Annotated in this window: 12 protein-coding genes; 5 read left to right on the top strand and 7 right to left on the bottom strand. The window is 59.0% G+C overall.

The window, feature by feature from the left end; translation table 11 throughout:
- Positions 1-157 precede the first annotated feature (157 nt).
- The 4 genes from fnr (at position 158) to K5E80_RS07210 (ending at position 4,131) form a co-directional block, all read left to right on the top strand.
- Positions 158-952, top strand: coding sequence for a fumarate/nitrate reduction transcriptional regulator Fnr (gene fnr / locus K5E80_RS07195; RefSeq protein WP_425514533.1), 795 nt, complete (start codon positions 158-160; stop codon positions 950-952).
- Between the two features lie 226 nt (positions 953-1,178).
- Entirely contained in the window at positions 1,179-1,382 is a 204-nt protein-coding gene (locus K5E80_RS07200) for a cold-shock protein (RefSeq protein ID WP_220635512.1), read from the top strand.
- A gap of 151 nt (positions 1,383-1,533) precedes the next feature.
- On the top strand, positions 1,534-3,180 hold the full coding sequence (locus tag K5E80_RS07205; RefSeq protein ID WP_220635513.1) for an electron transfer flavoprotein-ubiquinone oxidoreductase: 1,647 nt from the start codon (positions 1,534-1,536) through the stop codon (positions 3,178-3,180).
- Between the two features lie 9 nt (positions 3,181-3,189).
- A complete protein-coding gene (locus K5E80_RS07210) occupies positions 3,190-4,131 on the top strand; it encodes an MBL fold metallo-hydrolase (RefSeq protein ID WP_220635514.1) in 942 nt (313 codons plus the stop codon).
- Here the strand turns inward: K5E80_RS07210 and K5E80_RS07215 are convergent, their stop codons facing one another.
- On the bottom strand, positions 4,132-5,397 hold the full coding sequence (locus K5E80_RS07215) for a nitronate monooxygenase (protein WP_220635515.1): 1,266 nt from the start codon (positions 5,395-5,397) through the stop codon (positions 4,132-4,134). It lies immediately after the preceding gene.
- 231 nt (positions 5,398-5,628) lie between these two features.
- Between K5E80_RS07215 and K5E80_RS07220 the strand changes: the two genes are divergently transcribed.
- Positions 5,629-6,081, top strand: coding sequence for a universal stress protein (locus K5E80_RS07220; RefSeq protein WP_220635516.1), 453 nt, complete (start codon positions 5,629-5,631; stop codon positions 6,079-6,081).
- 239 nt (positions 6,082-6,320) lie between these two features.
- On the opposite strand, the gene ppdK is transcribed toward K5E80_RS07220, so the two are convergent.
- The 6 genes from ppdK to K5E80_RS07250 all read right to left on the bottom strand — a co-directional run bounded on the left by ppdK (position 6,321) and on the right by K5E80_RS07250 (position 13,790).
- A complete protein-coding gene (gene ppdK, locus K5E80_RS07225) occupies positions 6,321-9,092 on the bottom strand; it encodes a pyruvate, phosphate dikinase (RefSeq protein WP_220635517.1) in 2,772 nt (923 codons plus the stop codon).
- A 141-nt stretch (positions 9,093-9,233) separates the two neighbouring features.
- Positions 9,234-10,262: a hydrogenase expression/formation protein HypE gene (gene hypE / locus K5E80_RS07230; RefSeq protein ID WP_220635518.1), complete on the bottom strand. Its 1,029-nt coding sequence runs from the start codon at positions 10,260-10,262 to the stop codon at positions 9,234-9,236.
- Between the two features lie 106 nt (positions 10,263-10,368).
- Positions 10,369-11,418: a hypothetical protein gene (locus K5E80_RS07235; protein WP_220637381.1), complete on the bottom strand. Its 1,050-nt coding sequence runs from the start codon at positions 11,416-11,418 to the stop codon at positions 10,369-10,371.
- Entirely contained in the window at positions 11,301-12,410 is a 1,110-nt protein-coding gene (hypD, locus tag K5E80_RS07240) for a hydrogenase formation protein HypD (RefSeq protein WP_220635519.1), read from the bottom strand. The genes K5E80_RS07235 and hypD overlap by 118 nt, the downstream gene beginning before the upstream one ends.
- Positions 12,407-12,628 carry a HypC/HybG/HupF family hydrogenase formation chaperone gene (locus K5E80_RS07245; RefSeq protein ID WP_220635520.1) on the bottom strand — a complete coding sequence of 74 codons (222 nt, stop codon included), beginning with the start codon at positions 12,626-12,628 and terminating at the stop codon, positions 12,407-12,409. The genes hypD and K5E80_RS07245 overlap by 4 nt, the downstream gene beginning before the upstream one ends.
- 1 nt (position 12,629) lies before the next feature.
- A complete protein-coding gene (locus tag K5E80_RS07250) occupies positions 12,630-13,790 on the bottom strand; it encodes a Kae1-like domain-containing protein (protein WP_246590905.1) in 1,161 nt (386 codons plus the stop codon).

Consider the following 13,790-nt stretch of genomic DNA (forward strand, 5'->3'; position numbering starts at 1 on the left):
GTTTATAGGCTGAAGCAGGAACGCATCAACAAAGCGGGCTATTGTCGGAGTAGAGATATAACGTGGCATGCTGACATCGAAGTGCTGCATCAACGCTGGGTCGAAGACCGCGCCTGAAAATGGTTATAAACCCGCATCCCAATGGTAGGCATACAAGATGCCGCAGACAAAGAAAATTCGCATTGATACAGATCAAACTGGACAAAACACAGTGCACGCCCCAATGTCGGCCATAAATCTCAATACCCTCAAAGTTGCCTGCTCGCATTGCAACTTGCGCGAGCTCTGCCTGCCCATCGAACTGACCAATCAGGAGTTAACCAAGCTGGACGCCCTGGTGGGTGCTGGACGCAAGATCAAACGCGGACAGAGCCTTTATCGTTCCGGAAATCCTTTCGAGGCCATTTACGCAGTCAGGACAGGTTTTTTCAAGACCGATGTCCTGCTTGAAGATGGTCGCGAGCAAGTTACCGGGTTTCAGATGGCCGGCGAGATCATTGGCTTGGATGGCATCTGCAGCGAAGTCCACACGTGCAACGCGATTGCTCTCGAGGACAGTGAAGTATGCGTCATACCCTTCGCCATGCTGGAGCAGTTGCAAACCGAAATTCGCGCTTTGCAGCACCATATTCACAAGGTCTTGAGCCGTGAGATCGTTCGCGACCAAAGCGTCATGATGCTTCTCGGCACCATGCGCGCCGAGGAGCGCCTTGCTACCTTCCTGCTCAATTTATCGCAACGCTTTGCCGCACGCGGCTACTCGGCAACCGAATTTCACTTGCGCATGACTCGTGACGAAATCGGTTCCTACCTTGGACTGAAATTGGAAACCGTGAGCAGAGCGCTTTCCCACTTTCATGAAGGTGGGCTGATCAACGTACAGCAAAAACATATTCGTATCCACGACCTGGAAGGAATACGGAAATTGCTGTCGCGACAAGCATCCCCCTGATCAGAGGTTTTTGTTCCCGGTCACGCCACCATAAGAAAATACAAATACCGCTTGCCAGCAGGATATTCTTGCCGTATGCTGCCAGCAGCAGTCGATTCAAGTCCGGTATTTGCTGTACGGTGGTCACCCCGCCTTCAAGGCGCTGTCTTTCCAGTCCTGCGACGTTTCTTGATTTCGTTTGCATCCGGGCATGTGCCCGGCTTTATATTTTTTCAAGGAAACTAGCATGTCAACTGGTACAGTAAAGTGGTTCAACGATGCGAAGGGTTTTGGCTTCATCACTCCCGATGACGGCGGTGAAGACCTGTTCGCGCATTTCTCCGAAATCCAGGCCAGTGGCTTCAAGTCGCTGCAAGAAGGCCAGAAAGTCAACTTCGATGTGAAGATGGGTCCGAAAGGCAAGCAGGCCGCCGCTATCAAGCCGGTATAACTCCCGACTTCGACAAAAACCGCAGCTTGGGCTGCGGTTTTTTTACGTCTGGATAATGCTGCAATCCGGCACCACACGCTGTTGCACTATAATTAGAGGTTGATTTCTGGCACCCGCTGCCTTTCCCTTCCAACCAAGTCAAGGAATCCGCATGGAACGCGAAGCGATGGAATTCGACGTAGTGATCGTTGGTGGTGGTCCCGCCGGCCTTGCTGCTGCTATTCGCCTCAAACAGCTCAACACCGACATCAACGTTTGCTTGATCGAGAAAGGCGCTGAAATCGGCGCCCACATCCTTTCCGGCGCGGTGATGGATCCCCGCGCAATCAACGAGCTGATTCCTGACTGGAAGGAAAAAGGCGCGCCGCTAAATCAGCCGGTGACGGGCGACGACGTACTTATCCTCAACGCAACAGGCGCCAAACGCATCCCGGACTGGCTGTTACCGCGCACCTTGCACAACCACGGCAATTACGTGATCAGTCTTGGCCAGGTCGCGCGCTGGATGGCCCAGCAGGCAGAGGCCCTGGGTGTCGAAATCTACCCCGGTTTTGCCGGCGCCGAAATTCTCTACGACGACAAAGGCGCAGTGCGCGGTGTGGCAACTGGCGACATGGGTGTCGGCCGCGATGGACAACCCACTGATGCCTACGCACCTGGCATGGAACTGCTGGGCAAGTACACCCTTTTCGCCGAGGGCGCGCGCGGCCATCTGGGCAAACAGCTGCTCGCAAAATACAAGCTCGATGCGGGTAAGGATCCCCAGACTTACGCCATCGGGATCAAGGAATTGTGGGAAGTCGATCCGGTCAAGGCCAAGCCCGGGCTGGTGGTACACACTTCCGGCTGGCCGATTCAGGACGGCACCTTCGGTGGCGGCTTCCTCTATCACCTCAATGACAATAAAGTCACCCTCGGATTCGTTCTCGGGCTCAACTACAAAAATCCCTGGATGAGTCCCTTCGAGGAAATGCAACGCTGGAAGACGCACCCGTCCATCCGCGCCCACATCGAGGGTGGCAATCGGATCGGCTACGGTGCGAGGGCAATCAACAACGGAACTCCGCAAGCCCTGCCCAAGACGGTATTCCCTGGCGGTGCGCTGATCGGATGCGACGCCGGGTACATGAATGCCGCTCGCATCAAGGGCAGCCATACCGCCATCAAATCCGGCATACTCTGCGCCGAAGCGCTGGCTGAAGCGCTGGCCGCAGGACGTTCTGCGGATGAACTCAGTGCCTACCCTGAAGCCTACGAGAAGAGCTGGCTCAAGGAAGAACTCGATCAGCAGCGCAATTTCAAACTCTGGTTCAAAAAGGGCCCGTTGATCGGCCAGATGATGACCGGCATCGAACAATGGCTCCTGCCCAAGATCGGTATCAAGAGCCCACCGTGGACACTGCACGGAACACAGCCGGATCACATGACGCTGCTGCCGGCAGCAGAATGCGAGAAGATTGACTATCCGAAGCCGGATGGCGTGATTTCCTTTGATCGTCTTTCCTCGGTATTCCTGTCGAACACCAATCATGAAGAAAACGAGCCTTGCCACTTGGTGCTGAAGGATGCATCGGTACCGATCAGCATCAATCTGGCCAAATACGATGCTCCGGAACAGCGCTATTGCCCGGCCGGCGTATACGAAATCGTGCGCCTGGAGGATGGCAGCGAACCACGCCTGCAGATCAACGCGCAGAACTGCGTACACTGCAAGACCTGCGACATCAAGGATCCAACCCAGAATATCAACTGGGTGGTGCCGCAAGGCGGCGAAGGACCGATCTACGGCAGCATGTAGGGGCGCTTTTTGCTAGCCGCCACACACCATTACGGCAATGGAATTTATGTTGTCGATTCGGGTTTTATCGGCGCAAATCTGGTAGCCATCCACCTTATTGTCGAAAAGGGCCGCGTCGCCATTGTCGATACGGCAGTCAATGCGACGGTACCCCGCCTGCTGCATGAACTTGCCGGTCTTGGGCTGACTGTTGCACAAGTCGATTATGTGATCCTCACGCATGTCCATCTCGATCATGCGGGGGGCGCAGGACAACTGATGGCGGCTTTCCCCGCCGCGCGGCTCGTGGTGCATCCGCGTGGCGCAAGGCACATGATAGATCCGTCGAAACTCATCGCCGCGACCTACGATGTCTATGGCCGGGATAATGCGATCCGCATGTATGGCGAAATCCTGCCGATTAGCGCCACACGCGTCATTGAAGCCTCCGACAAAACCGTCATCTGCCTCGCCGGCCGTGAACTGCTGCTGCTCGATTCGCCTGGGCATGCCAGACACCACATCTGCATCCGCGATAGCCATACCGGGCACATTTTCACCGGCGACACCTTCGGGCTTTCCCATCGGCAATTCGACTCTGGCGGGCGTCAGTTTATCTACCCTACCACAACTCCCAGCCAGTTCGATCCTGATGCCCTGCATCGCACTGTCGACATGATTGCCGGTTTCAAACCTTCGGCGCTGTATGTCACGCATTTTGGCCAGGTACGCGACATACCGCGGCTAGCCGCCGACATGCACAGGCTGATCGACGCACAGGTCGAGATTGCCATGCAGGAGAAGGACTTCGGGGCCGATCGTTACGAACGCATCAGATCAGGAATGTGCCAACTCGTCGCGGCGGAAGCCGAAGCCCAAGGTTGGGGATTGCAGGGCAACGCAGCCATCGAACTCCTCTCGTTCGACATTGCGCTCAATGCCAAAGGCATTGATATCTGGCTGGGCAGTTAGTTAAGACGCCAAGGCAAGAATTGACTCGGGCAAAGCAATCTTGTAGTCACGACTGTACTGGTAGTCATGAAACACATGCTCGGCGGACAATAGCTGGTAAGTACCGTCCGCCTGTTTGTTGGTCGTGTCCTTCAGGCGATAGGTCAGCTGCCCGCAGGTCCAGCATTTGAAGTTGCGCATTTGGGTGCACAGGCAGGTCTTGTCCATCACCGACAGTTTCTTGGCGCCCGGATGCAGCGCCACTTCCCGGTTGTAGGAAGTGATGTAGGCACAGTTGCCATTGCCGTCAAGCAGGTAGCCGTAGGCTTCGCAATTGGGACGGATGCCATCGCCGATGGCCGGACTGTTCTTCAGCATGCGCATCGGGTAGCCGGTCGGGGAAATGGTGTTGACCTCGATATCGCTCTCGCTGGCCTTGAAATATTCCTGTTGTACCTTCTCCGGCAAGCCGCATTCGTGGGTAACGGTAAAGCGCGTCGCTACCTGTATCGCCGCCGCACCCTCTTCGAGAAAGGACACGGCATCGCTGCCGGTGAAAATACCGCCGGCCGGAATGACCGGAATATCGAGATGCTCGGCTTTCAGGTAAGCAAGAATTTCGTTGACGATAGTGCGCAAATCATATCTTGCCCAGTCCATGCCGAAACCCAAGTGGCCGCCTGCCAGCGGTCCTTCAACGACAATGAAGTCAGGCAGGCGATTGACCCGTGCGTTCTTGCGCAGAAATAGCTGCAGCGCGCGTAACGAGGAGACGATAATGCCAAGCTGGGCGTCGCGGAAACGCGGATGGTCCTCGATCAGCGCAAATGAACCGAGATGCAGGCCGGCGGAGAGCGTGATGCCATCGATGCCGGCATCGAGCGCACTGGACAGGCGCACGCGCAGGGTTTCGCGCGGTGCGTTCATGGTCAGCTTTTCCATGCAGTTGACAAACACCATGCCCGTGCCGCGCTTGGCTTCCATGGTCTTGCCGACGTGGTTGCGGGTCGCTTCGGCCAGATGGCCAAGATCGAAATGCACCTGCGACTTGTCGGAATTCGTGACGTTGAACTTGTATAGCTTGGCCTTTTCCTTGACGAAGCGTGTTTTGAAACGTTCGTCGGAAACCGCTGGCACCAAAGCGTCCGAAATATGCCCGACTCCACCCAGGCGCGCCGCCTCCAGCGCCAGTTCGGCAGTCGAAATATCGACTCCCATGCCTCCTACCATAATCGGTACCAACTCAGTACGACCAAACCTGAGACGAAAGTCATCTACACACTTCATTTATGCTTGTCTTTCTGCTGTCGCGACACGACCGAGTTAAAGTCAGATACGCTTGATTATCCGCGATCTAGCCTATTCCATGCGCTTTTTTCTGCGCGGTATTATCAAGCGGCAATTCTTCTGGCTTGATAAGATGTGTAACCAGTTTGCGCTTCAATGCACCCGCGACACAATTTGCATCAACACTTACACTGTTCGCATTCTTTTGATGACGCTATGGGGGATATTGCCATGTTCAAGCATCTTCTGGTTCCGACCGATGGATCGACGATGTCCATTGAAACTAGAGATCGAGCCATAACCTTCGCGCAAGAAACCGGCGCGAAACTTACCTTTTTCCATGTAAAACCGGAGTTCCCAATTGCCCTTTATGGTGAAGGGGCTTTGGTCGATCCCACCACACCGCAGCAGTTCTCGGAATTGGCTGACCAGCAAGCCAAAAGTATTTTGGACGCCTGTATGGACAAAGCTAAAACCGCCGGTGTCGCGTGCGATTCGCGCAGCCAAACCAGCAGCTCGGTTCATGGCGCCATTGTCGCGGCGGCGAACGAAGTTGGCGCGGACTTGATCTTCATGGCCTCGCACGGACGCCGGGGTCTCAGCAGCCTGTTGCTGGGATCGGAGACGCACAAGGTACTGACGCACTCGACGATTCCGGTACTGGTCTTCCGCCAGCCCCAGTAAAGTACCGGGGCTATTGATGCTGAACCGGCCAGCCGGAACCAAACAAGGTAGCCTCGATGAAGGGCTCTGATGCATGGCCGGAAAAGCAACTAAAGGCCCGCCCCCTCCCGTCCTCCCCCTCACGGTGGAGGCGACTGAATGGCTCGCTTCGCTTGAAATCCTTCGCCCGATTTGCCATGACTGAACCGATCAGTGACTAATAGTTATCCCAACAGCCAGCTCCCCGTCGCGCTCGGTTCCTACTTGCGCAACTGCGCCTGCGCGGCCGCCAGCCGCGCAATCGGCACCCGCGGGCCAGAGCAGGAGACATAGGTAAGGCCGATCTCGTGACAGAAATGGATCGAGGCCGGGTGGCCGCCATGTTCTCCGCATATACCGACCTTGAGGTCGGGTCGGGTCTTGCGGCCTTCCGTCACCGCCAGCTTCATCAACTCGCCGACGCCCTTCAGATCCAGCACCTCGAAGGGGTTGTCCTGGAGGATGCCGGTTTCGATGTAGGAAGGCAGGAACTTGTTCTCTGCATCCTCGCGGCTGAAGGAGAAAGTGGCCTGGGTCAGGTCGTTGGTGCCGAAACTGAAGAACTCGGCATCCTCGGCCATGCGCCCGGAACGCAGGCAGGCGCGCACCACTTCCAGCATGCTGCCGAACTTGACGCCGACGTTGATGCCGTGGGTCAGTTCCACCACCTTGTGCAGGCGCTGCACATAGCCGTGGATGCGCTTCAGTTCTTCCACCGTCGCCACCTGCGGCACCATGATTTCCGGATACACCACGAGTCCTTCACGGGCGCATAACGCTGCGGCTTCCAGGATGGCCTGAATCTGCATGGAATAGATTTCGGGATACGTTATCCCCAAGCGCACGCCGCGGTGACCCAGCATCGGATTCACTTCAGAAAGGGCACGCACTTTCTTGAGAATCTTCTCCTTCTTGTGGATGACGTCCTCCTCAAGATGATTGTCCTTGAACTCTTTCATCCCCATTGACAGCTTATTCAAGCCATCGGCATATTGCTGGTAGAGTCTGGGATTGAGCAGCTTCAGCGTTTCCGGCAGTTCCTCCAGGGCCTTGATGGAATCGCGCATGTGGTGCAGGTGGGCGATCTCCAGCTCCAGTTGCGCGGCGGTCGGCAGGAATTCATGCATGGGCGGATCGAGCAGGCGCACTGTCACCGGCAGACCCTTCATGGCCTTGAATATGCCCTTGAAATCGGCGCGCTGGATGGTTAGCAGCCGATCCAGCGCCGCCTGACGCTCCTCGGTGGTTTCCGCCAGGATCATTTCCTGGACGATGGGCAAGCGGTCGGTGCTGTTGAACATGCGTTCGGTACGGCACAGGCCGATGCCCATGGCGCCAAAGGCGCGGGCGCGGGCAGCATCGTCAGGCGTATCGGCGTTGGCCATCACCTTGAGCCGCGCCACTTCATCAGCCCATTTCAGCAGCGTTTCCATTTCCGCCGAGAAGGTTGCCTCGACGGTGGGCACTTCGCCTGCATAGACCCTGCCGGTACTGCCGTCGATGGTAATGACATCACCTTCATGCAGCGTCGTTTCGCCGATGACGGCGCTGCGCGCCTGGTCGTTGATCACGATGGCTTCGCAACCGGAAACGCAGGGCTTGCCCATGCCGCGGGCAACGACAGCGGCGTGCGAGGTCTTGCCGCCGCGGCTGGTGAGGATACCCTGCGCCTGGAAGAAGCCGTGGATGTCCTCGGGTTTGGTTTCCTCGCGCACCAGGATGATCTTCTCGCCGGCCTTGCCGCGCGCTTCGGCCGTATCGGCGTCGAAAACGATGCGGCCGGAAGCTGCACCGGGTGATGCCGGCAGGCCCGTCGCCAAGGGCTTGCCATAAAAGTCGGGCGCCAGTTGCGGCACCAGGAGCTGTTCCAGCATGACGGGATCGACACGCAGCAGCGCCCGCTTCTTGTCGATCAATTCTTCCTTGACCATCTCGACGGAAGTGCGCACCAGGGCCCGCGCGTTCATCTTGCCGTTGCGGGTTTGCAGGCAATAGAGGCGGCCGCGTTCGATGGTGAATTCGAAGTCCTGCACCTCCTGGTAATGGGATTCCAGGCGGTTGCGCAGTTCGATCAGCTGCCGGTAGATTTCCGGCATTTCCTGTTCCATCTCGGCAACGGGCTTGGGCGTGCGAATGCCCGCCACCACGTCCTCGCCCTGCGCGTTCACCAGATATTCACCATAGATAATGTTCTCGCCGGTGCCCGGATTGCGGGTAAAACCGACGCCGGTGCCCGAATCATCGCCCATGTTGCCGAAGACCATGGTGACAATGTTCACCGCCGTACCGTTGGCCATCGCGGGCGTGATGCGGAACTGCTTGCGGTAGTCGATGGCGCGCTTGCCGTTCCAGGAACGGAACACCGCGGCAATGGCGATCTCGAGCTGCTCGTAAGGGTCTTCCGGGAAAGGTTTGCCGGTGTGCTTTTGAACGATGGCGGCGAACTGGTTGGCCAGGTCGGCCAGATTCTCGGCTGACAGATCGACATCCTGGGCCGCACCTACCTGCCGCTTCATGGCGGTCATCGCGGCATCGAAGTGTTCGTCGGCGATGCCCAGCGCAATCTTGCCGAAAAGCTGGATGAAACGCCGCAGCGCGTCATGGGCGAAGCGCTCGTTCCCGGTCTGCGCGATCAAGCCCTTGATCGTGGAATTGTTCAGGCCCAGATTGAGAATGGTGTCCATCATGCCGGGCATGGACATGGCGGAACCGGAGCGCACCGAAACCAGCAGAGGGTTTTTCGCATCGCCAAACAGCTTGCCGGATTTCTTCTCGACCTCCTTCATGGCGGCAAGGACGCCCTGCATGAGTCCGTCGGGGAGGCGATCCTTTTCCAGATAGTCGAGGCATGCCTCGGTCGTAATGACGAAACCCGGCGGCACATTCAGGCCGATCTGGGTCATTTCGCACAGATTCGCCCCCTTGCCTCCCAACAGCATCTTGTTCTTGCCATCGCCTTCTTCAAAGGCATGGATATAGCGTTTGCTTGTCACGATCCGATTCTCCCGACAGACATACTGGCGTTGATTATCCCACTCCGTGGGGCTGCGTAATGTACTACGTTATGCGCCAAATCAATGTTTGCCTTCAAGCAGCAAGTGCAGCCGATATGGCGAACCAGCACAGAGCGAACTTCAGCAAATCCTCGGCAACTGCTCCCCTGCCAGCCAGTCCACAACACGCAGCCCGCCGAGCGAAGTGCGCATCTGCACGAAGCAATGCGGGTCGCGTTCGCCCACCGTGCCGATGATGTCGGCATTGGCGCCGAGTGGATCGGCGCGCATCGCGGCGAGCAGTCCCTGCGCGTCGGCTGCCGCACAAATAGCGACCAGCTTGCCTTCATTGGCGATATAGAGCGGATCGAGGCCGAGCAGTTCGCAGCCGGCCGCCACCTGCGGCCGCAGCGGCAGCTTGGCTTCCTCAATCAGCATGCCGACGCCCGACTGGGTGGCGATTTCATTCAACGTGGTCGCCACACCGCCGCGGGTCGGATCGCGCAGAACGTGGATGCCCGGCACTGCATCGAGCATGCGGGCAATCAGGCGATGCAGCGCCGCGGTGTCAGACAGGAGCGTGGTGCCGAAATCCATGTTCTCGCGTTTCGACAGTACCGCCATGCCGTGATCGCCGAGCATACCCGAGACGAGAATCGCATCGCCCGGCCGCGCATTGGCGCCGGACAGATCGACCCCCTCGCGCAATACGCCGAGGCCGGCGGTGGTGATGAAGACGCCATCGGCCTTGCCCTGCTCGACCACCTTGGTATCGCCCGCCACTACCAGCACACCGGCCTCGCGCGCGGCTTGCGCCATTGAGGCGACGATGCGCCCCAGATCGGCCAACGGGAAACCTTCTTCGAGAATGAAGCCGGCGGTGAGGTAAAGCGGCTGCGCCCCCATTACGGCGATGTCATTGATGCAACCATGCACGGAGAGGCAGCCGATGTCGCCGCCGGGAAAGAACAGCGGCGACACGACGTGGGAATCCGTGGTCAGCACCAGACGCCCCTCGGTGTGCGGCAGGCGCGCGCCATCGTCGCCCTGGGCGAGGAATTCGTTGTCGAACTCGCGCGTAAACAGTTGCGCGATCAACTGCGCCATCGCGCGCCCGCCCGAACCGTGCGACAGATCGACACGGCCGTGCTGCAAATCGAGTGCGTTCATCCTTGAAACCTCAATTCAAACCTCGAAGAACAATTGACATGACCGAAGCAAATCCCCACCGGACAGAGAAACCTTGGGAGGCCATTGTCGCCGGCCACTGGAACAATTATTTCTGTATTTTCCGCTGCGTCAGTTCAGGATTGAACACGCCGCGGTAAAGCGCAATGACTTCAGGGGAGACCTCCAGCAGCCGCGCCTTCTTGTCCTTCCAGTCCTGGTCGCGCCAGCGGCCTGTCTTGATGTAGCTTTCAGAAGCACTTCCGCTGGAGAGGATTTCTTCGCCGATGTAAGCGAATTCCTCCACTCCCTTTTTCTCGAACCGGTATCTTTCCCAATATTGCATATTCTTCCAGCTCTCGTCCTGCGGCACATCGCTCAGCCTCCGGTAATTGTACAAGTCATACCAGACAATATATTTCATCCTGTTGGCCGAGAGCATCGGCGGACTTTTGCTCATCGCCGTGTTGCCATCGCCCTTGTTATTGGCGAACGGCATGCCATAGCGCGGATCCAGATACCATCGCGCAACCGCCTCGTAACACGAACGACTGTCGATTCCTTGGTGAACCTGGAGTATGTGCAGAAATTCGTGTATCAATAAATTCGTCTTGAAGCGCTGCATGAAAACAGGATCCCCCGGCTTCATTCCCCTCTGTTCATAAATTGCCCTGTGCCGTGACTGAAGCACAGTCTTGTCCCAGTCCGGACTGACGCCGATGTAGCCTATTGCAGGGTATGCCTTCGCGGTATCCGCCGAAGCATCCAACACAATCGGCACCAACGCCAGAAAGGGCCTCAGCGACGGGTTGAACACCTCGTATACGCTCTTCAATACACTGGCATTGTCCTCTCGCGAGATTGACGGCATTTCGCGATGCAGGACCCTGGTGGGCAAAAATGAAACGACGGGGATCTGCACCAGCCGCTCGCTAACCCAATAAAAGCCCGGCTTCTGGTCGAGTGATTCGCTTTTGCTCAGGTACATGTTGGCGAGCGTCCCGCCACCAAGCACGAACAGCGCAACCAGGACTGCATTTCTCATCCTGCTTTCCTGAAACGGCCATAGGTGTAATGCGCCGCGCAGGCGCCCTCCGATGACACCATGCAGGAACCGAGCGGCGTTTCCGGCGTGCAGGCGGTACCGAAAATCCTGCATTCCTGCGGCCGCTTTTCGCCGCGCAGGATGGCGCCGCATTCGCAGGCCTTGTGGTCGGGCACGGCGGCATAGGGAATGTCGAAGCGCAGTTCCGCATCAAAGGCGGCATATTCGGCACGCGGTTTCAACGCACTGTGCGGCACCGTGCCGAGGCCGCGCCATTCATAGCTGTCGCGCAGCTCGAATACCTCGCTCATCAGCGCGCAGGCCTTGCGGTTGCCCTCGCGCGTCACGGCGCGCGTGAATTCGTTTTCCACCACCGCCCTGCCCGCGTTGATCTGCTGCAGCAGCATCTGGATCGCGCGCATCACGTCGAGCGGCTCGAAACCGGCGATCACCACCGGCTTGCCGTAATCGCGCGGAAACGGCTCATAGGGCGCGCTGCCGATCACCGTCGAGACATGGGCCGGGCCGATGAAGCCATCGAGCGCGACATCGGGCGCAGCGAGGATCGCGTGCATCGCGGCGGGTGTCAGCACATGATTGCAGAGCACGCTGAAGTTCGTCAGTCCTGCCATGCGCGCCTGCTTCAGTGCAACGGCGGTAGGCGGCGTCGTGGTCTCGAAGCCGATGGCAAGGAACACCACTTCGCGCGCCGGATTCTCGCGCGCGATGCGCAAGGCATCGGCGGTCGAATAGACCATGCGCACATCGGCGCCCTGGGCACGCGCTTTCAGCAGCGAGAGTTTGTGCGAAGCCGGTACGCGCAGCGTGTCGGCATAGGTGCACAAGATGACACCGTACTCGCGCGCCAGCCGGATTGCCTGATCGATGCGGCCGATCGGCAGCACGCATACCGGGCAGCCGGGGCCGTGGATCATGCGCACATTGGACGGCAGCAGGTCGGCGATGCCGTAGCGCGAAATGGCGTGAGTATGGCCGCCGCAGAATTCCATCAGGCGATAGTCGCGCGCAGATTGCGCTTCGCGCGCAATGGCAGCGGCCAGGCCGCGTGCCAGATCGCCGTCGCGGAACTCGTCGATGTATTTCATGGCATGGCCCCAATCTCGCGAAACAGCGCCAGCGTCTGTTCGGCCTCTTCGACATCGAGCTTCTGCAACGCATAGCCGGCATGCAGGATGATGTAGTCGCCGACGGCGACATCGTCCACCAGCGCCAGGGAAATCGTTTTGCATACGCCGTCGAGATCAACCACGGCCGCTTCCCCCTCGCGCAATTCAACCACCCGCGCCGGCATCGCCAGACACATTTCAGAGTTCCTCCAATATACGTTGTACGACCCAGGCCTGGCCCAGTGCGATGGCGGTGTCGCCCGGTCCCGGCTGCGACGCTTCGAGCACGGTAAAGCCGCGCCGCTGCAGACGTTCGCGCAGCCCCGCGCTCAACAACCGGTTGAAAAAGCAGCCGCCGCCCAAAGCGACGATGCGAATGCCGCTCAAGGCAGCGATCTGCCCGGTCCAGTCGTCAAGCGCAGCCACCAGCGTGGCATGAAACAGTGCGGCGCCATGACCGGCATGGTCGATTCCCTTCAGGTCGGCCAGCACGGCAAACAGCGGCAACAGGTCGAGCACGCCGCCGTCGATGCGCCAGCCCTCCGCGAGCGGCGCCGGCAGGCCATGGCGCGTGATATAGCCGGTCGCTGCCTGCTCCAGCGCAAGCGCCGCTTCGGCATCGAAGCGCATCACCGGACACAGGCCAAGCAAACCGGCGGCGACATCGAAGACGCGCCCCATGCTGGTTGTCGGCGGGCAATTCACGTCGCGTTCGATCATTTGCGCAAGTTCGGCAGCAGCAGGCTGCGCGGCGAAGCGCGTGGCGATTTCCGCACTGCGACCCATATCGCATAACAGCGATGCCGCCATGCGCCACGGTTCGCGCGCGGCGCAGTCGCCGCCGGGCAGGCGCAGCGGCCGCAGATGGCCGCGCCGCTCGAAGTCGGCGCCGTCGACCCGGAGCAATTCGCCGCCCCAGGCCGTGCCGTCGCTGCCAAGGCCGACGCCGTCAAGCGCCAGTCCCAGCACCGGCTGCCTCACGCCATGTTCGGCACACAGGGCCGCGATATGGGCGTGGTGATGCTGTACCGCAAAGGCCCGGATACCCAGCTTCTGTGCCAGATCGAGCGCAAAGCGGGTCGAATGGAAATTCGGATGCAGGTCATGGCCAATCGCGGCAGGTGGCACATTTCCAACCCCGGCAAGCCAGTCGAGCAACTCCCGCGCCGCGTTCTCATGCGCAAGGCAAGCGGCGGCGTTGTCGAGGTTGCCGACGCTGCGCGAGACATAAGCCTCGCCGTTGCGTATCACACACAAGGTGTTCTTGAACCAGGCGCCGCAGCCCAGCACTGGCGGGCCGTCGCTGTAGGTCGACAGGCGGTGCTCGACGCAGGCCGGCGGCGGCATCACTGCACCCAT

Origin of the sequence: Georgfuchsia toluolica (genome assembly GCF_907163265.1) — a bacterium.
GTDB classification, from domain to species: domain Bacteria; phylum Pseudomonadota; class Gammaproteobacteria; order Burkholderiales; family Rhodocyclaceae; genus Georgfuchsia; species Georgfuchsia toluolica.

Bases quoted from the DNA above. Each gene is read 5' to 3' on its own strand.
- hypE (WP_220635518.1), bottom strand. From the start codon at position 10,262: ATGAACGCACTCGATTTGCAGCACGGCCGTGTCGATCTGTCGCACGGT.
- K5E80_RS07245 (WP_220635520.1), bottom strand. From the start codon at position 12,628: ATGTGTCTGGCGATGCCGGCGCGGGTGGTTGAATTGCGCGAGGGGGAA.
- hypD (WP_220635519.1), bottom strand. From the start codon at position 12,410: ATGAAATACATCGACGAGTTCCGCGACGGCGATCTGGCACGCGGCCTG.
- K5E80_RS07200 (WP_220635512.1), top strand. From the start codon at position 1,179: ATGTCAACTGGTACAGTAAAGTGGTTCAACGATGCGAAGGGTTTTGGC.
- K5E80_RS07220 (WP_220635516.1), top strand. From the start codon at position 5,629: ATGTTCAAGCATCTTCTGGTTCCGACCGATGGATCGACGATGTCCATT.
- K5E80_RS07215 (WP_220635515.1), bottom strand. From the start codon at position 5,397: ATGAAGTGTGTAGATGACTTTCGTCTCAGGTTTGGTCGTACTGAGTTG.
- K5E80_RS07250 (WP_246590905.1), bottom strand. From the start codon at position 13,790: ATGGGTGCAGTGATGCCGCCGCCGGCCTGCGTCGAGCACCGCCTGTCG.
- fnr (WP_425514533.1), top strand. From the start codon at position 158: ATGCCGCAGACAAAGAAAATTCGCATTGATACAGATCAAACTGGACAA.
- K5E80_RS07235 (WP_220637381.1), bottom strand. From the start codon at position 11,418: ATGCAGGATTTTCGGTACCGCCTGCACGCCGGAAACGCCGCTCGGTTC.
- K5E80_RS07205 (WP_220635513.1), top strand. From the start codon at position 1,534: ATGGAACGCGAAGCGATGGAATTCGACGTAGTGATCGTTGGTGGTGGT.